Source organism: Herbaspirillum sp. NPDC087042 (assembly GCF_044745245.1).
In the GTDB taxonomy this organism is placed as follows: Bacteria; Pseudomonadota; Gammaproteobacteria; order Burkholderiales; family Burkholderiaceae_D; genus Herbaspirillum.
In genome coordinates, this window is the sequence record NZ_JBIUZW010000008.1 from 190,469 (window position 1) to 206,144 (window position 15,676).

Below are 15,676 nucleotides of genomic sequence, written 5' to 3' on the forward strand. Positions count from 1 at the left end.
GGACAGGCATGATGATTGGAGAACCAGCATGAAAGAAAAGATTGCACTGTTCGGCGCCGGCGGCAAGATGGGTGTGCGCCTGGCCAAGAACCTGAAGAAGTCCGACTACCAGGTCGCCCACGTCGAAGTGAGCGAGGTGGGTCAGAAGCGCCTGCGCGATGAAGTCGGCATCGAATGCGTGGGCATCGATGCGGCGCTGGACAACGTGGACGTGGTCATCCTGGCCGTGCCCGATACCCTGATCGGCAAGATCGCCGCCGAGATCTCGCCCAAGCTGCGCGCCGGCGTCATGGTGATGACCCTGGATGCGGCCGCGCCCTTCGCCGGTCACCTGCCGGATCGGCCGGACCTGGTCTACTTCGTGGCCCACCCCTGCCATCCGCCGATCTACAACGACGAGACCACCCCGGAAGGCCGTCGCGATTTCTTCGGCGGTGGCGCCGCCAAGCAATCCATCACCAGCGCCCTGATGCAGGGCCCGGAATCGGCCTTCGACCTGGGCGAGGACGTGGCCAAGGTGATCTACCAGCCCATCCTGCGCAGCTACCGCCTGACCGTGGACCAGATGGCGATCCTGGAGCCGGGCCTCTCCGAAACCGTGTGCGCCACGCTGCTCTATGCGATGAAGCAGGCCATGGACGAGACCGTGCGCCGTGGCGTGCCCGAGGAAGCCGCGCGCGACTTCCTGCTGGGTCACATGAACATCCTGGGGGCGGTGATCTTCAAGGAAATCCCGGGCGCCTTCTCGGACGCCTGCAACAAGGCCATCCAGAACGGCTTGCCGCGCCTCTTGCGCGATGACTGGCTGAAGGTCTTCGAGCACGACGAGATCGCCGAGAGCATCCGTCGCATCACCTGACCGGGAGCGCAGGCATGGAACGCATCTACGCCAGCTACTGGCTGGAAACCGGCGACGACCCGGCCCGCGCGGCCGAGGTCATCGCGGGCGAACAATCCAGCGGCACCTTCGTGGCGCTGGCCACCGAAACGCCGGAACTGAAGGAGCGCTCCGGCGCGCGCGTCGAGAAGCTGGAGATCCTGGGCCACAGCAACACGCCCAGCCTGCCCGGCGGCATGAGCTCGCAGCGTTATACGCAATGCCGGCTGGAGCTGTCCTGGCCGCTGGAAAACACCGGCGCCTCGCTGCCCAACCTGATGTCCACGGTGGCGGGCAACCTGTTCGAGTTGCGCCAGGTCTCGGGCCTGCGCCTGACCGGCCTGACGCTGCCCAAGGCCTTCGTCGACGCCTATCCGGGTCCGGCCTTCGGCATCGCGGGCACGCGCAAGCTGACCGGCGTGGCGCAGGGCCCGCTGATCGGCACCATCATCAAGCCCAGCATCGGCCTGTCGGTGGACGAGACGGTGCAGCAGGTGCGCGAGCTGGTGGCCGGTGGCATCGACTTCATCAAGGATGACGAACTGCAGGCCGACGGTGGCCGCTGTCCCTTCGACGAGCGCGTGCGCGCAGTCATGCGCGTGGTCAACGAGCATGCCGATCGTACCGGCAAGAAGGTCATGGTGGCCTTCAACCTGACCGGCGACCTGGACCAGATGCGGCGTCGCTACGACCTGGTGCTGGCCGAAGGTGGCACCTGCGTGATGGCGGTCCTCAATTCCATCGGCCTGATCGGCCTGCAGGAATTGCGCCGCCATGCGCAACTGCCCATCCACGCGCACCGCGCCGGCTGGGGCTATCTCACGCGCAGCCCGCAACTGGGCTGGGATTACGCGCCGTGGCAGCAACTGTGGCGTCTGGCGGGCGCCGACCACATGCACGTCAATGGCTTGCGCAACAAATTCAGCGAACCCGACGACAGCGTCATCGAGGCGGCGCGCTCGGTGCTGCAACCGGTGGTGCCGGGTGCCGACATGGTCAGCACCATGCCGGTGTTCAGCTCGGGCCAGACCGGCCTGCAGGCGGCCGATACCTATGCGGCCATCGGCTGCGCCGACCTGATCCATACGGCTGGTGGCGGCATCTTCGGCCACCCGCAGGGTGTCTCGGCGGGCGTGGAAGCGCTGCGCGAAGCCTGGGTCGCGGCCATGGAGGGCGTGCCGCTGGAGCAGCATGCGCGCCGCAATCCGGCCCTGCAGGCCGCGCTGGGATTCTGGAAATGAGCCAGCTGCCCGAGAGCACGGCCCTGCCGGACGGCTTGCTGCTGGCCTACTACGGCGACGACTTCACCGGTTCCACCGATGCCATGGAGGTCATGAGCGCGGCGGGCCTGTCGACGGTGCTGTTTTTGCGTACGCCGGATGCGGCGATGCTGGCGCGCTTCCCCGAGGCGCGCTGCATCGGCATTGCCGGTTCCTCGCGCGGGCGCTCGCCGCAGTGGATGGAGGCACAGCTGCCGGCCGCCTTCGAGGCGCTGGCGGCCCTGCATCCGCCGCTGCTGCAATACAAGGTCTGCTCGACCTTCGATTCCTCGCCCGAGACCGGTTCCATCGGTCGCGCCATCGACCTGGGCGTGCGTTACCTGCCCGGCGACTGGTCGCCGATGGTGGTGGGGGCGCCGCGCCTGAAGCGCTATCAACTGTTCGGCAACCTGTTTGCGGCGGTGGGCGGCGAGGGCTATCGGCTCGATCGTCATCCCACCATGTCGCGCCATCCGGTCACGCCCATGGACGAGGCCGATCTGCGTCGCCATCTGCAGCGCCAGACCACACGCCGCATCGGGCTGGTGGACATGCTGCCCCTGCGCGATGGCGCGCTGGCGGCACGCGAGCGCCTGGATGGCTTGCGCGGCAAGGATGTGCCGGTGGTGCTGGTCGACGTGCTGGATGACGAGACCCAGCGCGAAGCCGGACGGCTGGTGTGGGAAGGGCGCGGGGAGGGGGTCTTCAGTGCCTCGTCCTCGGGATTGCAATATGCCCTGGCGGCCTACTGGCGTTCGCGCGGCTGGATCGCGGGCCAGCCCGCGTTGCCGCAGGCCGGCCCGGTGCCGGTGATTGCCGCCGTCAGCGGCAGTTGCTCGCCGGTCACGGCAGGGCAGATCGCCTGGGCGCGGGCGCACGGGTTTGCCTGCCTGCGCATGGACCTGGCGGCAGTGCTGGGCGAGCACACACGGGCCGCTGAACTGGCGCGCCTGGTGGCGGCAGCGGGAGAGGCCATTGCGGCCGGTCGCAGCCCGCTGGTGTTCTCGGCCGAAGGGCCGGACGATCCGGCGGTGACTGGTTTCGATGCCATCGCGGCGGGAGCGGGGCTATCGCGCGCCGATGCGGCACGCCAGGTGGGTGTGGCGCTGGCCCAGACCATGCGGGGCCTGCTGGATACGCATGCGCTGCAACGCATCGCCATCGCCGGCGGCGACAGTTCGGGCGAGGTGGCCAGCGCCCTGGACATCGCCGCCCTGTCGGTCTGCGCGGGCATGGCCCCGGGCGCACCCTTGTGTCGGGCCTGGTCGGACAACCCCCGGCGCGACGGGCTGGAACTGGTGCTCAAGGGAGGGCAGATCGGTGCCCCCGGCTTCTTCGGGGATGTGCTGGAGGGACGCGCCAGCTAGGTCTGCTCGATCGCCGCAATCGCAGGCCGGGACTGGGATTGTGGTAGAGTGCGCGTCCAACGAAACCCATTATTCGAGACAGCCCTCTCATGTCGGAACCGATACAGCGACGCAAGTTATACCAGGAAGTGCTGGAACGCCTCATGGATCGCATCCATCAGGGAGAGTTTCCGCCGGGCTCGCAGCTGCCCTCCGAGCGCGACCTGATGGAACGTTACGGCGTGGGCCGCCCGGCCGTGCGCGAAGCGCTGCAGGCGATGGAGCGCTCCGGCTTTGTCGAGATCGCCCATGGCGAGCGGGCCCGCGTGGTCGACCCCACGGCCGATCGGCTGATCGCCCAGATCGCCGCCGGTGCGCAACACCTGCTGCGCACCAAGCCGGACATGTTGAAGCACATGAAGGAAGCCCGCGTTTTCCTGGAAACCAGCACCGCCCGCATGGCCGCCGAGCGCGCCACCGAGGCGCAGGTGGAGCGCCTGCGCCAGGCCATCGCCGAGCATCGCGCTTCGATGGTGAACCTGGAAGAATTCATCGAGCGCGACATGGCTTTCCACCGGGAAATCGCCGACATCAGCGGCAATCCCATCTTCCCCTCGATCGTTGAATCGATGTTCCGCTGGGCCAGCGAGTTCTACACCACCCTGGTGCGCGCCCCTGGCGCGGAGGAACTGACCCTGGCCGAACACCAGCGCATCGTCGACGCCATCGCCGCGCATGACGGCGATGCGGCTGCCGAGGCCATGCGTGCGCACCTCATGCGTGCCAATGAGTTGTATCGGGAGTTGGGGCAGCAGTAAGGCAGATAAGGCCAGGGCTGCCTGGTCGTCCCGTCAGTCCTGGTCGGCGACGGCCAACATCGCCAGTCTGGCGATTGCGCTGTCGATCTCGTCGTTCCAGCCAAATCCGGCATTCAATCGGAAACAGTGGTCAAAGCGCTCATCTGTTGCGAACAGATGACCGGGGGCGATGCCAATCCCTTCTTGTCTTGCGCGTTCGAACAGGCGGCGGGTGCCAATGCATCCTCGCGGCAGTGTCACCCAGAGAACATAGCCTCCTGAGGGATCAGAGACCGATGTCCCTGCGGGGAAATGCCGGATGATTGCTTGGCGCATGCGGCGGACCTGAAGTTGCAGCGTACGTCGTAGACGACGCAAGTGGAGATCGTATCCGCCGGTGCGCATGAACTCGGCGATAGCCGCTTGTGGATAGACTGGTGTTCCCATCGTCGAGGTGTATTTCATCAAGGCGATAGCGGGCGACCAGCGTCCGCCGGCAATCCAGCCGACCCGGATTCCCGGGGCCAGTGTCTTCGAAAAGCCACTGCAGAGAATGACCTTGCCGCTCAATGCCCTCAGCGGTTTGGGGCGCGATGCATCGAAGCAGGTATCTCCGTAGATATCGTCCTCGATCAGCACCGCGCCATGTTGCTCTGCCAGCCGGATCAGGGCTTCCTTGTTATCCATGGTAGAGGTCAGGCCGATCGGGTTCCCGACGTTGGCTATGCTGATGACAGCGCAAGGCTTGTACTGGCGGAGCGCTTGTTCGAGTAACTCCAGGTCGATGCCTTGACGCGTTTGCGCAATTTCCACGGGACGCAAGCCCAGGCCATGCAGCATCTGCAAAATGACGAAATAGGTTGGCGACTCCACTGCTACGGCGTCCCCCGGTCGGCTGATGGCCCGCAGTGCCAGAGAGAGGGACTCTACGCAGCCATTGGTGATGATCAGTTCGTCAGGGTGAATCGAGCAGCCATACTCAAAAGAACGTCGCACGATCTGTTGCTTGAGTGCCGGGTACCCCGTCCCTCGTACGTGATCTCCGAGGAGATCCTGATCGCGATAGATATGCTGGCGCATCAGGACACCGAGTTTCTTGGTCGGGTACAGGCCTGACTCTCCATTGGCAAGATCAAGCCGGATGCGGCAAGGGGTGCCGACGATGGCCAGATGGGTTGCTGCCTGCTGGTCGAGCGTGACAAGGTCGATTGATGTTGGCGCCGATAGGGTAGTCACTGACTGTGGCATGACGTAGAAGCCGGAGCGGGGACGGGCCTCCAACCAACGTTCCTGCTCCAGCAATCTCAGGGCATGCAAGGCCGTCAGTGCGCTGACATTGTGCTCTTTTCCCAGTGTACGGACTGAAGAAATCCTGCTTCCTGCAGGGAGTGTTCCTCTCTTGATGGAGGCGCGAATGACAGCTGCGATTTTCTGATATTGCGGGATTGGACTCATCGTAGGAGGGCAAGGAGGGAAGATAAATCTCTTCTGTTATAGCTCAGGAAATGGAGCGTTGTGTATAGCCGAATTCTGAAAAGAATATAGCCTTGAGCTCCCTTTTGACATTCTCGCCGGGGGAGATTTTCTGTGCTGTTCAATCGAGCCATCCCAGGGGCCTGCGAGTTGATATTGCTGACAAGGAGACCTGTGAAAGACGCGATGATTGAAATGAGACTGCCCTGGACCGTCTCGACAGCCTGGCATGTTTTGCTGGCCAACACGCATGTTGTGGACGAGTGCTTCCTGCACCCGAGTACGGATTGGGGGCGACAGGCCGGCGAGATTCTTCCACGTTCCATTGTCGAAACCCTGCAGGGTTTTCGTGACGACCCGCGACAGCATGCGCTGATCCTGCGCAATTGTCCGCTGGATCACCCGTTGCCGCCAACGCCCTATAACGGCGTCCTGTCTCCGGCGCATAGTCCGGTCGCCTGCCTGGTCAATCTGGCCTTGTTCCAGTTGATGGGCATTGCACCAGTGGTGTACGAGGGCGAGAACGAAGGGCGGCTGTTCCGTCATGTGGTCCCGGCCCCGCACGCAGCGAAGCAGAAGAGTTCCCACGGATCCAGGGCAAGATTCGGCTATCACGTGGACAATCCGGACCTGCCGCTGATTGCCGAGCCGATCACGGATCTGTCGGCCTGTCCTGAATACCTCTCCCTGTTTGGCATGCGCTGTGATCCACGGGTCAAGACTACGCTAGTGCTGACCCAGTCCGTACTGAGGGTACTGGCGCCCGAGATGATCAAGGTATTGGCTAGCCCAAGATTTGTGATGAGGCGACCGGCTTCCTTTGGTTGCAACCGCGAAACCACTGGACTTCCGCTTCTCGTCCAGGCCGGTAGCGGCCAGTGGCTGTGCCGTTTCGATACGGAAAATACACAGGCAATGGATCAGCAGGGCATCGAGGCCATCGCCACTTTGCGTGAGGTACTCGATACCGGCGAGTTTGATATCGGCCTGCTGCTGTTACCCGGTGATTTCCTGGTGTTCAAAAACCAGCTGACGCTGCATGCCCGTGATGCCTTTGTGCCGCGCGAAGACGGTGCCGACCGGTGGTTGATGAGGTTGTTCGGTATGGCAGATCTGGCGCGGACACGTCCGGCCCGCAGCGGCAGGGCGTTCGAGGTGGCTGCCTGATTGGTCCCTTTTTCTAACTATCCTGGAGTGGAATTCATGGAACTTCTTGGCCAATTCTGGCAGGAGCATTGGCTGCTGGCCATTCTTCTTCTTTGCGGTATCGCGTTCTTTGCCGGCTTTGTCGACAGCATCGCCGGAGGGGGCGGGCTTTTTCTCGTGCCAGGCTTTCTGCTTGTCGGCTTGCCTCCCCAAGTGGCGCTGGGACAGGAGAAGATCGTCAGCACCCTGGGTACATTGGCAGCGATCAGGAATTTTCTGGGGCAAAGCAGAATTGTGTGGAAAATCGCGATGCTGGGCATACCATGCTCTCTGCTTGGGGCATATGTCGGGGCTTACCTGATCTTGCTCATGGATGCAAGGATAGTCGCCAAGCTTCTGCTGGTCTTGATTCCGATTGGTATCCTTCTCTTCCTTGTTCCCAAAGACGGCAAGATTCAGGCTCATCCGGAGCGAGGCTCTGGCCTGGGTTTTCTGGCGCTGGTCTCGCTGATTTGCTTCGCTGTCGGCTTCTACGATGGTTTCTTTGGTCCAGGTACGGGCAGCATGTTCATCATCGCATTCCATTACGTCCTCAAGCTGGACCTGGTAGCGTCATCGGCCAATTCCAAGATGTTCAATTTTGCGTCAAACATTGGCGCACTGGTCGCGTTTGTCATCGGCGCAAAGGTGATCTACGCGCTAGCGCTGCCATTGGTGTTGAGCAATATCATCGGAAATCATCTTGGCAGCAACATGGTCTTGCGAAGCGGAACTGAATTCGTCAGGAAAGTCCTGATCTTCTCCATGGTCAGCCTGTTCATCAGCGTGGGTATCAAATACCTCCTTTAGTCCTGCGGCGGGTTGCGGGTATCACGCGCAAGCCGCCGAGATGTTTGTTCCGTGTCAAGCCATGAACAGCGAGCGATGCACGCTCACGCCGGCCATCACACCTGTCGCCGAGGCCATGGTTCCGTTGTGGAAGGGCGCTGCCGCGTCGCCGGCGGCGAACACGTGCGCGATCGAGGTCTGCCGTAACTCGTCGGTCAGGATATAGGGGCCCATCGGACCTTCGCCAAAGGCACACCCCAACTGCATGGCCAGTGGACTTGCCATGTGGACGCGCGGACCGACGAAGAGGGCGTCCAGTGCCACCGTACGACCATCTTCCAGTGCTACCGCCTGAATCGATGGGGCTGCACCCAGTACGGCCACCACGGGTGTGCGCTCGAGGTGGACGCCGCGCTTTTGCATCTGCGCCAGCTCCTGTTGCTCCGGTTCGAACTTCCCTTGCGTGAAATACGTGGTCGGCCCCCAGTCGGGCAGCATCAATCCCTGGTGTGCCGATAACGGATTGGTGGCGATCACGCCCAGTCGCTGGTCGCGTACCTCGTAGCCATGGCAATAAGGACAGTGGATGACGCTCTGGCCCCATCGTTCCTGCAAACCCGGAATGGCGGGGAGTTCGTCACGTACGCCACTTGCCAGGATCAGTCGTCTTGCCCGGAAATGTCGGCCGTCTTCCAGCGTGATAGCAACACCGCCAGCATCGGCACTGGCCTGCGTGACATAGGCGTCAAGCGCAGTGAAACTCGGATAGGCCTGTAATTGCTGGCGCGCCAGCGCCATGATCTCGTGCGGCGCGACGCCGTCCTGGCCGAGGAAACCATGCGATGCGCGGGCGAAGCGGTTGCGTGGCTGACCGGCATCGATCAACAGTACCTGACGTCTTGCGCGTACCAGTTGCATGGCTGCAGAGGCGCCGGCGAAACTGCCGCCGACGACGATGACATCGTAGTGCATGGAATGCTCCTTTGAGACGTGGGGGCGCAAGCGGCCTTGCGTGCGGGCAGGCGCGTGGCATCTTGCGGGGCGGACCGGATGTGGCCGTCGGAGAAAGCTGGACGCCTAGTGCTGCTGCGGTTTCCACTGGTGGAAACCAGGGCCGACATCGGCGGCCAGCCTGGCCAGCGAAATACCGGCCAGGCGGGCATCGAGGATACGGTTGGCTTCTTCCATCATGTCGTCCAGCGCTTGATGGACTGCCAGCTCGACGAGGCAACCGGGTGATTCCTCGCGGGCGCCCAGTGTCACCAGCCGTTCGCCCAGCGCTTGCTGCACTTGATGCAGGTTGATCTGATCCAGAGATCGTGTCAGCGACCACCCACCACCGTGTCCCTTGACCGAACTGACAATGCCAGCCTCGCGCAAGCCGGCGAAGGTACGTCGGATTACTACCGGGTTGGTGCCCACCCATCCCGCAATCTCTTCGGAGGTGATGGCCTGCTCGGGGCGCTGGCCCATATGGAGCAGCACGTGCAGGGCGATGGAGAGCCGGTCTTGTCGTTTCATGTAACAAATATTATTACGTAAACGCGCAAGAAGCAAGCACCCCTGCTGGGCCAGGAGCGATGCAAGCAGTACAACGTGGTGGTCAGGCGTGTGGCAAGCGCCGCACGCGATAGACGCAGCGCCGTCCCCCCGCCGGGAGATGTTCTTCCCGGGTGACCTCGGCCTGTGGGCCGATCACCTCTCCGAACAACTGCAATTCCGAGCGGCAGAAGTTCTGGCAGGTGCTGGCGGCGGCACAGATGGGACAGTGATCCTCGATCAGCAGCCAGTCCCGCCCCTGCTTTTCCACCCGGGCCATGTAGCCTTCGGCGCTGCGCAGTTCGGCCAGCTTTTCCAGTCTCTTCTGCAGCGAGCTGATGCCGGCGCACTGGCGCTGGTAGTCGCGGCGCATCTCGCATTCGCGCTGGTGGATCAGCTTGTCCAGGCCGGATTCGCCAAACAGCTGCCGGATCGATCCTATCAGCTGCACCGTCAATTGCGCATGCGTATCGGGGAAGCGCGCATGGCCGGCGGCGCTCAATTCCCAGTCCTGGCGCGGTCGGCCGGCGCGCGCTGCGGTGTCGGCCTGGCGGCCGGCGATGAGGCCGTCGGCGGCCAGCTTCTGTAACTGCTGGCGCGCGGCCTCTGCGCTCATGCCCAGCTCGCGGGCCAGCTCGGCGGTGGCGGCGGGGCCGCGGGTCTTCAGGCGCAGCAGGATGCGCTCGGGAGTGCTGGGGCCGTCCTGTATCGATTCGCTCATCGTATATTTTCCAAGTGTTTACTTGTTTAATTGTTCGTCTGGTTCTACCATGGCGATGAATTAGCCAAGTATTTGCTTGTATATTATGCCGGGTCCGATCAAATGTCGATATGGAGCCGTGTCCGCATCCCCACCTCTTTAGCCCTGTAGCCAAGGATACGCAATGACGACTTCTCCTTCTTCCTCCGCCGACGCCCATCCCGCCGCGGCCACCGCCGCCACAGCCACCGCCTCCTGGGGCGAGTTGCTGGGCCGCCGCCATGGCTGGCGCGCGGTAGCCCTGACCGGTGGCGTGGCCATGCATGCCATCAACGTCCACATCGTCACGACCATCCTGCCATCGGTGGTGCGTGATATTGGTGGCATCGATTATTACGCCTGGAACGTGACCCTGTTCGTGGTGACCTCCATCATCGGCTCCACCCTGACGGGCAAGCTGCTGGGTCGCCTGGGGGCGCGTGGCGCCTATCTGCTGGCGCTGGTGGTGTTCGGCGTTGGCGCGATGCTGTGCGCCAGTGCCGGCGACATGGCGTGGATGCTGGCCGGGCGGGCGGTGCAGGGCATCGGCGGTGGTTTGCTGGCGGCGCTGGGCTATGCGCTGATCCCGCTGGTGTTCGAGCAGCGCCTGTGGTCGCGCGCCATTGCGCTGGTGTCGGGCATGTGGGGGATATCGACCCTGCTGGGGCCGGCCGTGGGTGGCATGTTCGCCGCCGGTGGCCAATGGCGTCTGGCCTTCTTCGCCTTGTTGCCGCTGCTGCTGTTGCAGGCTGCGCTGGTGACACGTCAACTGGGGCCGGAGGCGGTGCGCGGGGTAGCGGGGCAACAGCAGGCCATGCCGCTGGGGCGCATCCTGCTGCTGGCCGCTTCGGTGTTGCTGGTGGCGCTGGCCGCGCAAACCAGTCAGGCCTGGGTGGCGACGGCTTGCGTGATCGGTGGCGCGGCGCTGGGCGTGCTGGTGGCGCGTATCGATCTGCATCACCGTGTGAGCCTGCTGCCGCGCGATGGCTACAGCCTGCGCACGGTCATGGGAGGCGTGTTTGCCTGCGTGTCCTTGCTGGTGATGGCCAGTTGCGTGGAGATCTTCCTGCCTTACTTCCTGCAGACCCTGCATGGCTATGCGCCGCTGGCGGCCGGTTATGCCACGGCGGCCATGGCGGCCGGCTGGAGCGTGGGGTCGCTGAGCGGTTCCGGCCACAGCGGCGCGGCGGCACGGCGCATGATCTGCGCCGGCCCCTGGCTGATGGCGCTGGGCCTGGTCGCACTGGCGCTGCTGTTGCCGGCGCAGCTGCTGAGCCCGGGCTGGTTCTCGGATGCCCTGATCGTGCTGGCGCTGGGTGCGGCCGGGCTGGGCATCGGCCTGGGCTGGCCGCACCTGATCGCCCGCGCCATGCAGGCGGCGCGCGCAGGGGAGGAGAACCTGACCTCGGCCGCCATCACCACCGTGCAGCTCTATGCCATGGCCATCGGGGCGGCACTGGCCGGCCTGGTGGCCAACCAGGCCGGACTGGGCGAGCCTGGTGGTGTGGCGGGGGCGGCCCAGGCGGCGGCGGTGCTGCTGGGCGTGTTCGCGCTGGCGCCACTGGCGGCCATCGTGTTGACGCGGCGCCTGGTGCGGCGCAGTTGAGGAGGGCGCATGGACTTGCCGCCGGAATTGAGCGAGATCGAGTACCACCTGCTGGTGGCCGAGTTCGACCTGTTGTGGTCACGCCGGCCGGAGGCGGCCCTGCGCGAGCGCATGGATCAGATGATGCGCCGGATAGAGGCCTTCGAGGCGGCCTATGCGCCGCTGTCGTCGGCCTGAACCAGCCGGGTTGTCTCGGGCCATCTACTCAGGCCATCCAGAATGCCGGCCCGGCCTCCTCCAGTTCGTCGCGGATGAAGCGGGTCACGCGTTCCACCCGTGCCAGGTCGCGGGTGTCGGCGTGGGTCACCAGCCAGTAGGACCGGGTCAGCCTGATCTGCTCGGGCAGCACCCGCACCAGCCCGGGCTCATGGCGCGCCATGAAGTGCGGCAGCACGCCGATGCCGGCGCCGCCGGCCAGCGCGGTCATCTGCGTGATCACGTTGGAGACGCGCAATTGCGCCCGGATCTCGCGCGAGATCTGCGGCAGGTAATCCAGCTCCGGGGTCCACATCAGGTCTTCCACATAGCCTATCCAGCGCAGCCCGGCCAGGTCGGCGGGCTTGCGCAGGCGGCGCTGGCCGGACAGGTAGGCGGGCGCGGCGTACAGGCCCAGCGCATAGTCGACCAGCTTGTTGGCATAGACCCGGCCCTGGGCCGGCCGCGCCATGCTCACCGCCAGGTCGGCTTCGCGCTTGGTCAGGCTGAAGGAGCGCGGATTGGCCACCAGTTCGATCTCCAGCCCCGGCTGGGCGTCGCACAGGCGCTCGATGCGCGGCGCCAGGAAGTAGGTGCCGAAACCCTCCGGCGTGCCTAGCCGCACCGTGCCGGTGAGGCTGGCGGCGCCATCGTCGAGGCTGGCGCGCATGCGCAGGGCCAGGGTCTCGATGGCTTCGGCGTCGCCGATGAGGCGTTCGCCCTCGGGCGTGAGCACGAAGCCCACCGCGCGCCGTTCGAATAGCGGCACGCCCAGCGCCGCTTCCAGCGCGGCGATGCGGCGACTCAAGGTGGAGTGGTCCACGCCCAGGCGCTGGGCCGCCACCATCAGGCGCCCGGCGCGGGCCATGGTGAGAAAGGCTTGCAGGTCGTTCCAGTTGAAGTCGCTCAAGAGTGCTTCCTTTCGGGCAGGGAGACTAGGTACTTCGAATTCTTGCACAAGATGCTTTCGATTTTGCACATTGGATTGCGAAAATGACAGTGCTATCTTGCCTGCCAGGGTAGGGCATGGGCGCACGGCCCAGACCGATACCTGCATCTATCAACAAGGCAACGGAGACAACACACATGTCGCTCATCAGGCAATTGAAGGCCCGCGCGGCCAATGGCAAACCGGTTCGCGTCGGCGTCATTGGCGCTGGCAAGTTCGGTTCGATGTATCTTTCGCAGGCGCCGCGCACGCCGGGCATCCACCTGGTCGCGGTGGCCGACCTCTCGCCCACGCGCGCCCAGGCGTCGCTGGCCCGGGTGGGCTGGGAAGAGGCGCGCTACCAGGCGCGCTCGCTGCAGGAGGCCGTGCGTAGCGGCGGCACCTTCATCACCGATGATGCGGCGGCCATGATCGCCAGCGATGCCGTCGATATCGTCATCGATGCCACCGGCAGCCCGGCCGCCGGTATCCGTCACGCGCTGCTGTGCTGCGAGCACAAGAAGCACATCATCATGGTCAACGTCGAGGCCGATGTGCTGGCCGGTCCCTACCTGGCGCGCCGCGCGGCCGAGGCGGGCATCATCTATTCGATGGCCTCGGGCGACCAGCCGGCCCTGATCGCCGAACTGGTGGACTGGGCCCGGACCATCGGCATGGAAGTGATCTGCGCCGGCAAGGGCACCAAGTACCTGCCGATCTATCACCAGTCCACGCCGGAGACGGTCTGGGGGCACTACGGTTTCTCGGAGGCGCAGGTGGCCGGTGGCGACTTCAATGCGCAGATGTTCAACTCCTTCCTCGATGGCACCAAGTCGGCGCTGGAAATGGCGGCCGTCTCCAATGGCTGCGACCTGGTGCCGCCCAGCGATGGCCTGATGTTCCCGGCCTGCGGCGTGGATGACATGCCGACCCTGCTGCGCGCGCAAGCCGACGGCGGCATCCTGCAGCAGCGCGGGACGGTCGAGGTGGTGTCGTCGCTGGAGCGCGATGGTCGCCCGGTGTTCCGCGATCTGCGCTGGGGCGTGTATGCGGTCTTCGAGGCGCCCAGCGACTACGTGCGTGACTGCTTCGCCCAGTATGGTCTCAAGACCGACGCCAGCGGCCGCTTTGCCGCCACCTACAAGCCTTACCACCTGATCGGCCTGGAGCTGGGCATTTCGGTGGCGTCCATCGCCGTACGCCGCGAAGCCACCGGTGCCACCACCAGCTGGAGCGGCGACGTCGCCGCCACCGCCAAGCGTGACTTGAAGGCGGGCGAGACACTGGACGGCGAGGGCGGCTTCACCGTCTACGGCAAGCTCATGCCGGCGACCGACTCGCTGCGCCTGGGCGCCTTGCCCATTGGCCTGGCGCACAACATGGTGCTCAAGAACGATATCCCGGCCGGCCAGGCGGTGCGCTGGAGCGACGTGCAGTTCGATGCCGGCAAGCAGGCGGTCCAGGTGCGTCGCGAGATGGAAGCCATCTTCGCGCGCGAACTGGGCATCGCGACCGAGCACAAGCAAGCGGCCTGAGCGCTGGCTTTTCTCGTCCACGGGGGCGGCGCTGACGTCGCCCCTGCCTTCCCCAACCTCGAACAAGCCCATCAAAAAAGGGCATCGGAGGAGACATGACTCAACACACCATGGCGCATCCCACTGCGCATGCGGGTGCTTTCGATGTATATCGCAAGATCACCTGGCGCATCATGCCGTTCATCGTGCTGTGCTATCTGTGCGCCTACCTGGACCGCGTCAACGTCGGTTTCGCCAAGCTGCAGATGATGAACGACCTGCACCTGAGCGACGCCGTCTACGGCCTGGGCGCGGGTATCTTCTTCATCGGCTACTTCCTCTTCGAAGTGCCCAGCAACCTGATCATGCACAAGGTCGGCGCGCGCGTGTGGATCGCCCGCATCATGATCACCTGGGCACTGATCTCGGCGGCCACGCTGCTGGTGCAGACGCCGACCCAGTTCTATATCGCCCGCTTCCTGCTGGGCGTGGCCGAGGCCGGTTTCTCGCCGGGTATCATGCTCTACCTGACCTACTGGTTCCCGGCCAGGAAGCGCGGTTTCGCGCTGGGCTTTTACTACATCGCCATTCCGCTGGCGGGTGTGGTGGGCGGGCCGCTGTCGGGCTATATCCTGGATGCCTTCGGCCAGTCGCAAGTCATGCGTGGCTGGCAGTGGCTGTTCCTGATCGAGGCGATTCCCTCGCTGGTGGCGGGTATCGCGGTGCTGTTCATGATGGTGGACAAGCCCGAGCAGGCGCAGTGGCTCTCGGCCGATGAAAAGCGCCAGGTGGTGGAGGAGATCCGCCAGGAAGACGGCGCCAAGACCGAGCATGCGAGTTCGGCCTCCTTCCTCAAGGATCGCCGGCTGTGGAAGCTGTGCCTGGTGTATTTCTGCCAGATCATCGGGCTGTATGGCGTGAGTTTCTGGCTGCCTTCCATCATCAAGAACAGCGGCGTGGCCGACAACACCATGATCGGCTGGCTCTCGGCGATCCCTTACCTGGTGGCGATCCCGGCCATCCTGCTGACGGGCGTATCGGCTGACCGTCACCGCACGCGCCGCATGCACTTCTCGGTGATGCTGGTGATCGGCGCCGCCGGCCTGGCCTTCAGCGGCTACATCGGTCACGATCCGGCGCTGGCAGTGCTGGGCCTGTCGGTGGGGACGGCCGGGACGCTGGCGGCGCTGTCGCTGTTCTGGGGGATTCCCTCGGCCTTCCTGGCGGGGACCTCGGCGGCCGCCGGGATTGCGGCGATCAATTGCGTGGGCAACTTGGCCGGGTTTGTCTCGCCCTACATGGTGGGCTGGTTGAACGATGCGACCGGCAACGTCAAGATCGGCCTGTATGCGGTGGCGGCCTTCATGGTGCTGGGGGCTTTCCTGGTGCGCATGATTGCTGCGCGTGATGCCGACCAGTGAGATGGCGT

15 protein-coding genes are annotated in these 15,676 nt (G+C 64.6%); 10 read left to right on the forward strand and 5 right to left on the reverse strand.

The window, feature by feature from the left end; translation table 11 throughout:
- Positions 1–28: 28 nt before the first annotated feature.
- From ACIPHN_RS13105 to ACIPHN_RS13120, 4 genes are all read left to right on the forward strand, one after another.
- A complete protein-coding gene (locus ACIPHN_RS13105; RefSeq protein WP_400436767.1) occupies positions 29–859 on the forward strand; it encodes a phosphogluconate dehydrogenase C-terminal domain-containing protein in 831 nt (276 codons plus the stop codon).
- Positions 860–873: 14 nt separating this feature from the next.
- Positions 874–2,118, forward strand: coding sequence for a ribulose-bisphosphate carboxylase large subunit family protein (locus ACIPHN_RS13110; protein WP_400436769.1), 1,245 nt, complete (start codon positions 874–876; stop codon positions 2,116–2,118).
- Positions 2,115–3,503: a 3-oxo-isoapionate kinase OiaK gene (oiaK, locus tag ACIPHN_RS13115; protein ID WP_400436772.1), complete on the forward strand. Its 1,389-nt coding sequence runs from the start codon at positions 2,115–2,117 to the stop codon at positions 3,501–3,503. Before ACIPHN_RS13110 ends, oiaK begins: the two co-directional genes overlap by 4 nt.
- 89 nt (positions 3,504–3,592) lie before the next feature.
- Positions 3,593–4,300: a transcriptional regulator NanR gene (locus ACIPHN_RS13120; protein WP_400436774.1), complete on the forward strand. Its 708-nt coding sequence runs from the start codon at positions 3,593–3,595 to the stop codon at positions 4,298–4,300.
- Between the two features lie 33 nt (positions 4,301–4,333).
- Here ACIPHN_RS13120 and ACIPHN_RS13125 read toward each other — a convergent pair whose 3' ends face one another.
- A complete protein-coding gene (locus tag ACIPHN_RS13125) occupies positions 4,334–5,734 on the reverse strand; it encodes a PLP-dependent aminotransferase family protein (RefSeq protein WP_400436776.1) in 1,401 nt (466 codons plus the stop codon).
- A gap of 192 nt (positions 5,735–5,926) precedes the next feature.
- On the opposite strand from ACIPHN_RS13125, the gene ACIPHN_RS13130 reads away from it, so the two are divergent.
- Together ACIPHN_RS13130 and ACIPHN_RS13135 are read left to right on the forward strand one after the other, a co-directional pair.
- Positions 5,927–6,919 (forward strand): TauD/TfdA family dioxygenase, encoded by a 993-nt coding sequence (locus ACIPHN_RS13130; protein ID WP_400436777.1) that lies wholly within the window; start codon positions 5,927–5,929, stop codon positions 6,917–6,919.
- A gap of 36 nt (positions 6,920–6,955) precedes the next feature.
- Positions 6,956–7,747, forward strand: a complete 792-nt coding sequence (locus ACIPHN_RS13135; RefSeq protein WP_400436779.1) for a TSUP family transporter — start codon at positions 6,956–6,958, stop codon at positions 7,745–7,747.
- Positions 7,748–7,801: 54 nt separating this feature from the next.
- Here the strand turns inward: ACIPHN_RS13135 and ACIPHN_RS13140 are convergent, their stop codons facing one another.
- From ACIPHN_RS13140 to ACIPHN_RS13150, 3 genes are all read right to left on the reverse strand, one after another.
- On the reverse strand, positions 7,802–8,698 hold the full coding sequence (locus ACIPHN_RS13140; RefSeq protein ID WP_400436781.1) for an NAD(P)/FAD-dependent oxidoreductase: 897 nt from the start codon (positions 8,696–8,698) through the stop codon (positions 7,802–7,804).
- A gap of 105 nt (positions 8,699–8,803) precedes the next feature.
- Positions 8,804–9,247 (reverse strand): Rrf2 family transcriptional regulator, encoded by a 444-nt coding sequence (locus ACIPHN_RS13145; protein ID WP_400436784.1) that lies wholly within the window; start codon positions 9,245–9,247, stop codon positions 8,804–8,806.
- Between the two features lie 82 nt (positions 9,248–9,329).
- Positions 9,330–9,986 carry a helix-turn-helix transcriptional regulator gene (locus ACIPHN_RS13150; protein WP_400436787.1) on the reverse strand — a complete coding sequence of 219 codons (657 nt, stop codon included), beginning with the start codon at positions 9,984–9,986 and terminating at the stop codon, positions 9,330–9,332.
- A 163-nt stretch (positions 9,987–10,149) separates the two neighbouring features.
- Here ACIPHN_RS13150 and ACIPHN_RS13155 point away from each other — a divergent pair, with 163 nt between their 5' ends.
- Both ACIPHN_RS13155 and ACIPHN_RS13160 read left to right on the forward strand, forming a co-directional pair.
- The gene (locus ACIPHN_RS13155; protein WP_400436789.1) at positions 10,150–11,610 is read left to right on the forward strand and encodes an MFS transporter; all 1,461 of its coding nucleotides are present in this window, start codon (positions 10,150–10,152) and stop codon (positions 11,608–11,610) included.
- Between the two features lie 9 nt (positions 11,611–11,619).
- Entirely contained in the window at positions 11,620–11,787 is a 168-nt protein-coding gene (locus ACIPHN_RS13160) for a hypothetical protein (RefSeq protein WP_400436791.1), read from the forward strand.
- 28 nt (positions 11,788–11,815) lie between these two features.
- Here the strand turns inward: ACIPHN_RS13160 and ACIPHN_RS13165 are convergent, their stop codons facing one another.
- A complete protein-coding gene (locus ACIPHN_RS13165) occupies positions 11,816–12,715 on the reverse strand; it encodes a LysR family transcriptional regulator (protein WP_400436794.1) in 900 nt (299 codons plus the stop codon).
- A gap of 176 nt (positions 12,716–12,891) precedes the next feature.
- Between ACIPHN_RS13165 and ACIPHN_RS13170 the strand changes: the two genes are divergently transcribed.
- Complete coding sequence (locus ACIPHN_RS13170; protein WP_400436795.1) at positions 12,892–14,268, forward strand: NAD(P)H-dependent oxidoreductase; 1,377 nt, start codon at positions 12,892–12,894, stop codon at positions 14,266–14,268.
- A 95-nt stretch (positions 14,269–14,363) separates the two neighbouring features.
- Complete coding sequence (locus tag ACIPHN_RS13175; RefSeq protein WP_400436797.1) at positions 14,364–15,668, forward strand: MFS transporter; 1,305 nt, start codon at positions 14,364–14,366, stop codon at positions 15,666–15,668.
- Positions 15,669–15,676: the final 8 nt, after the last annotated feature.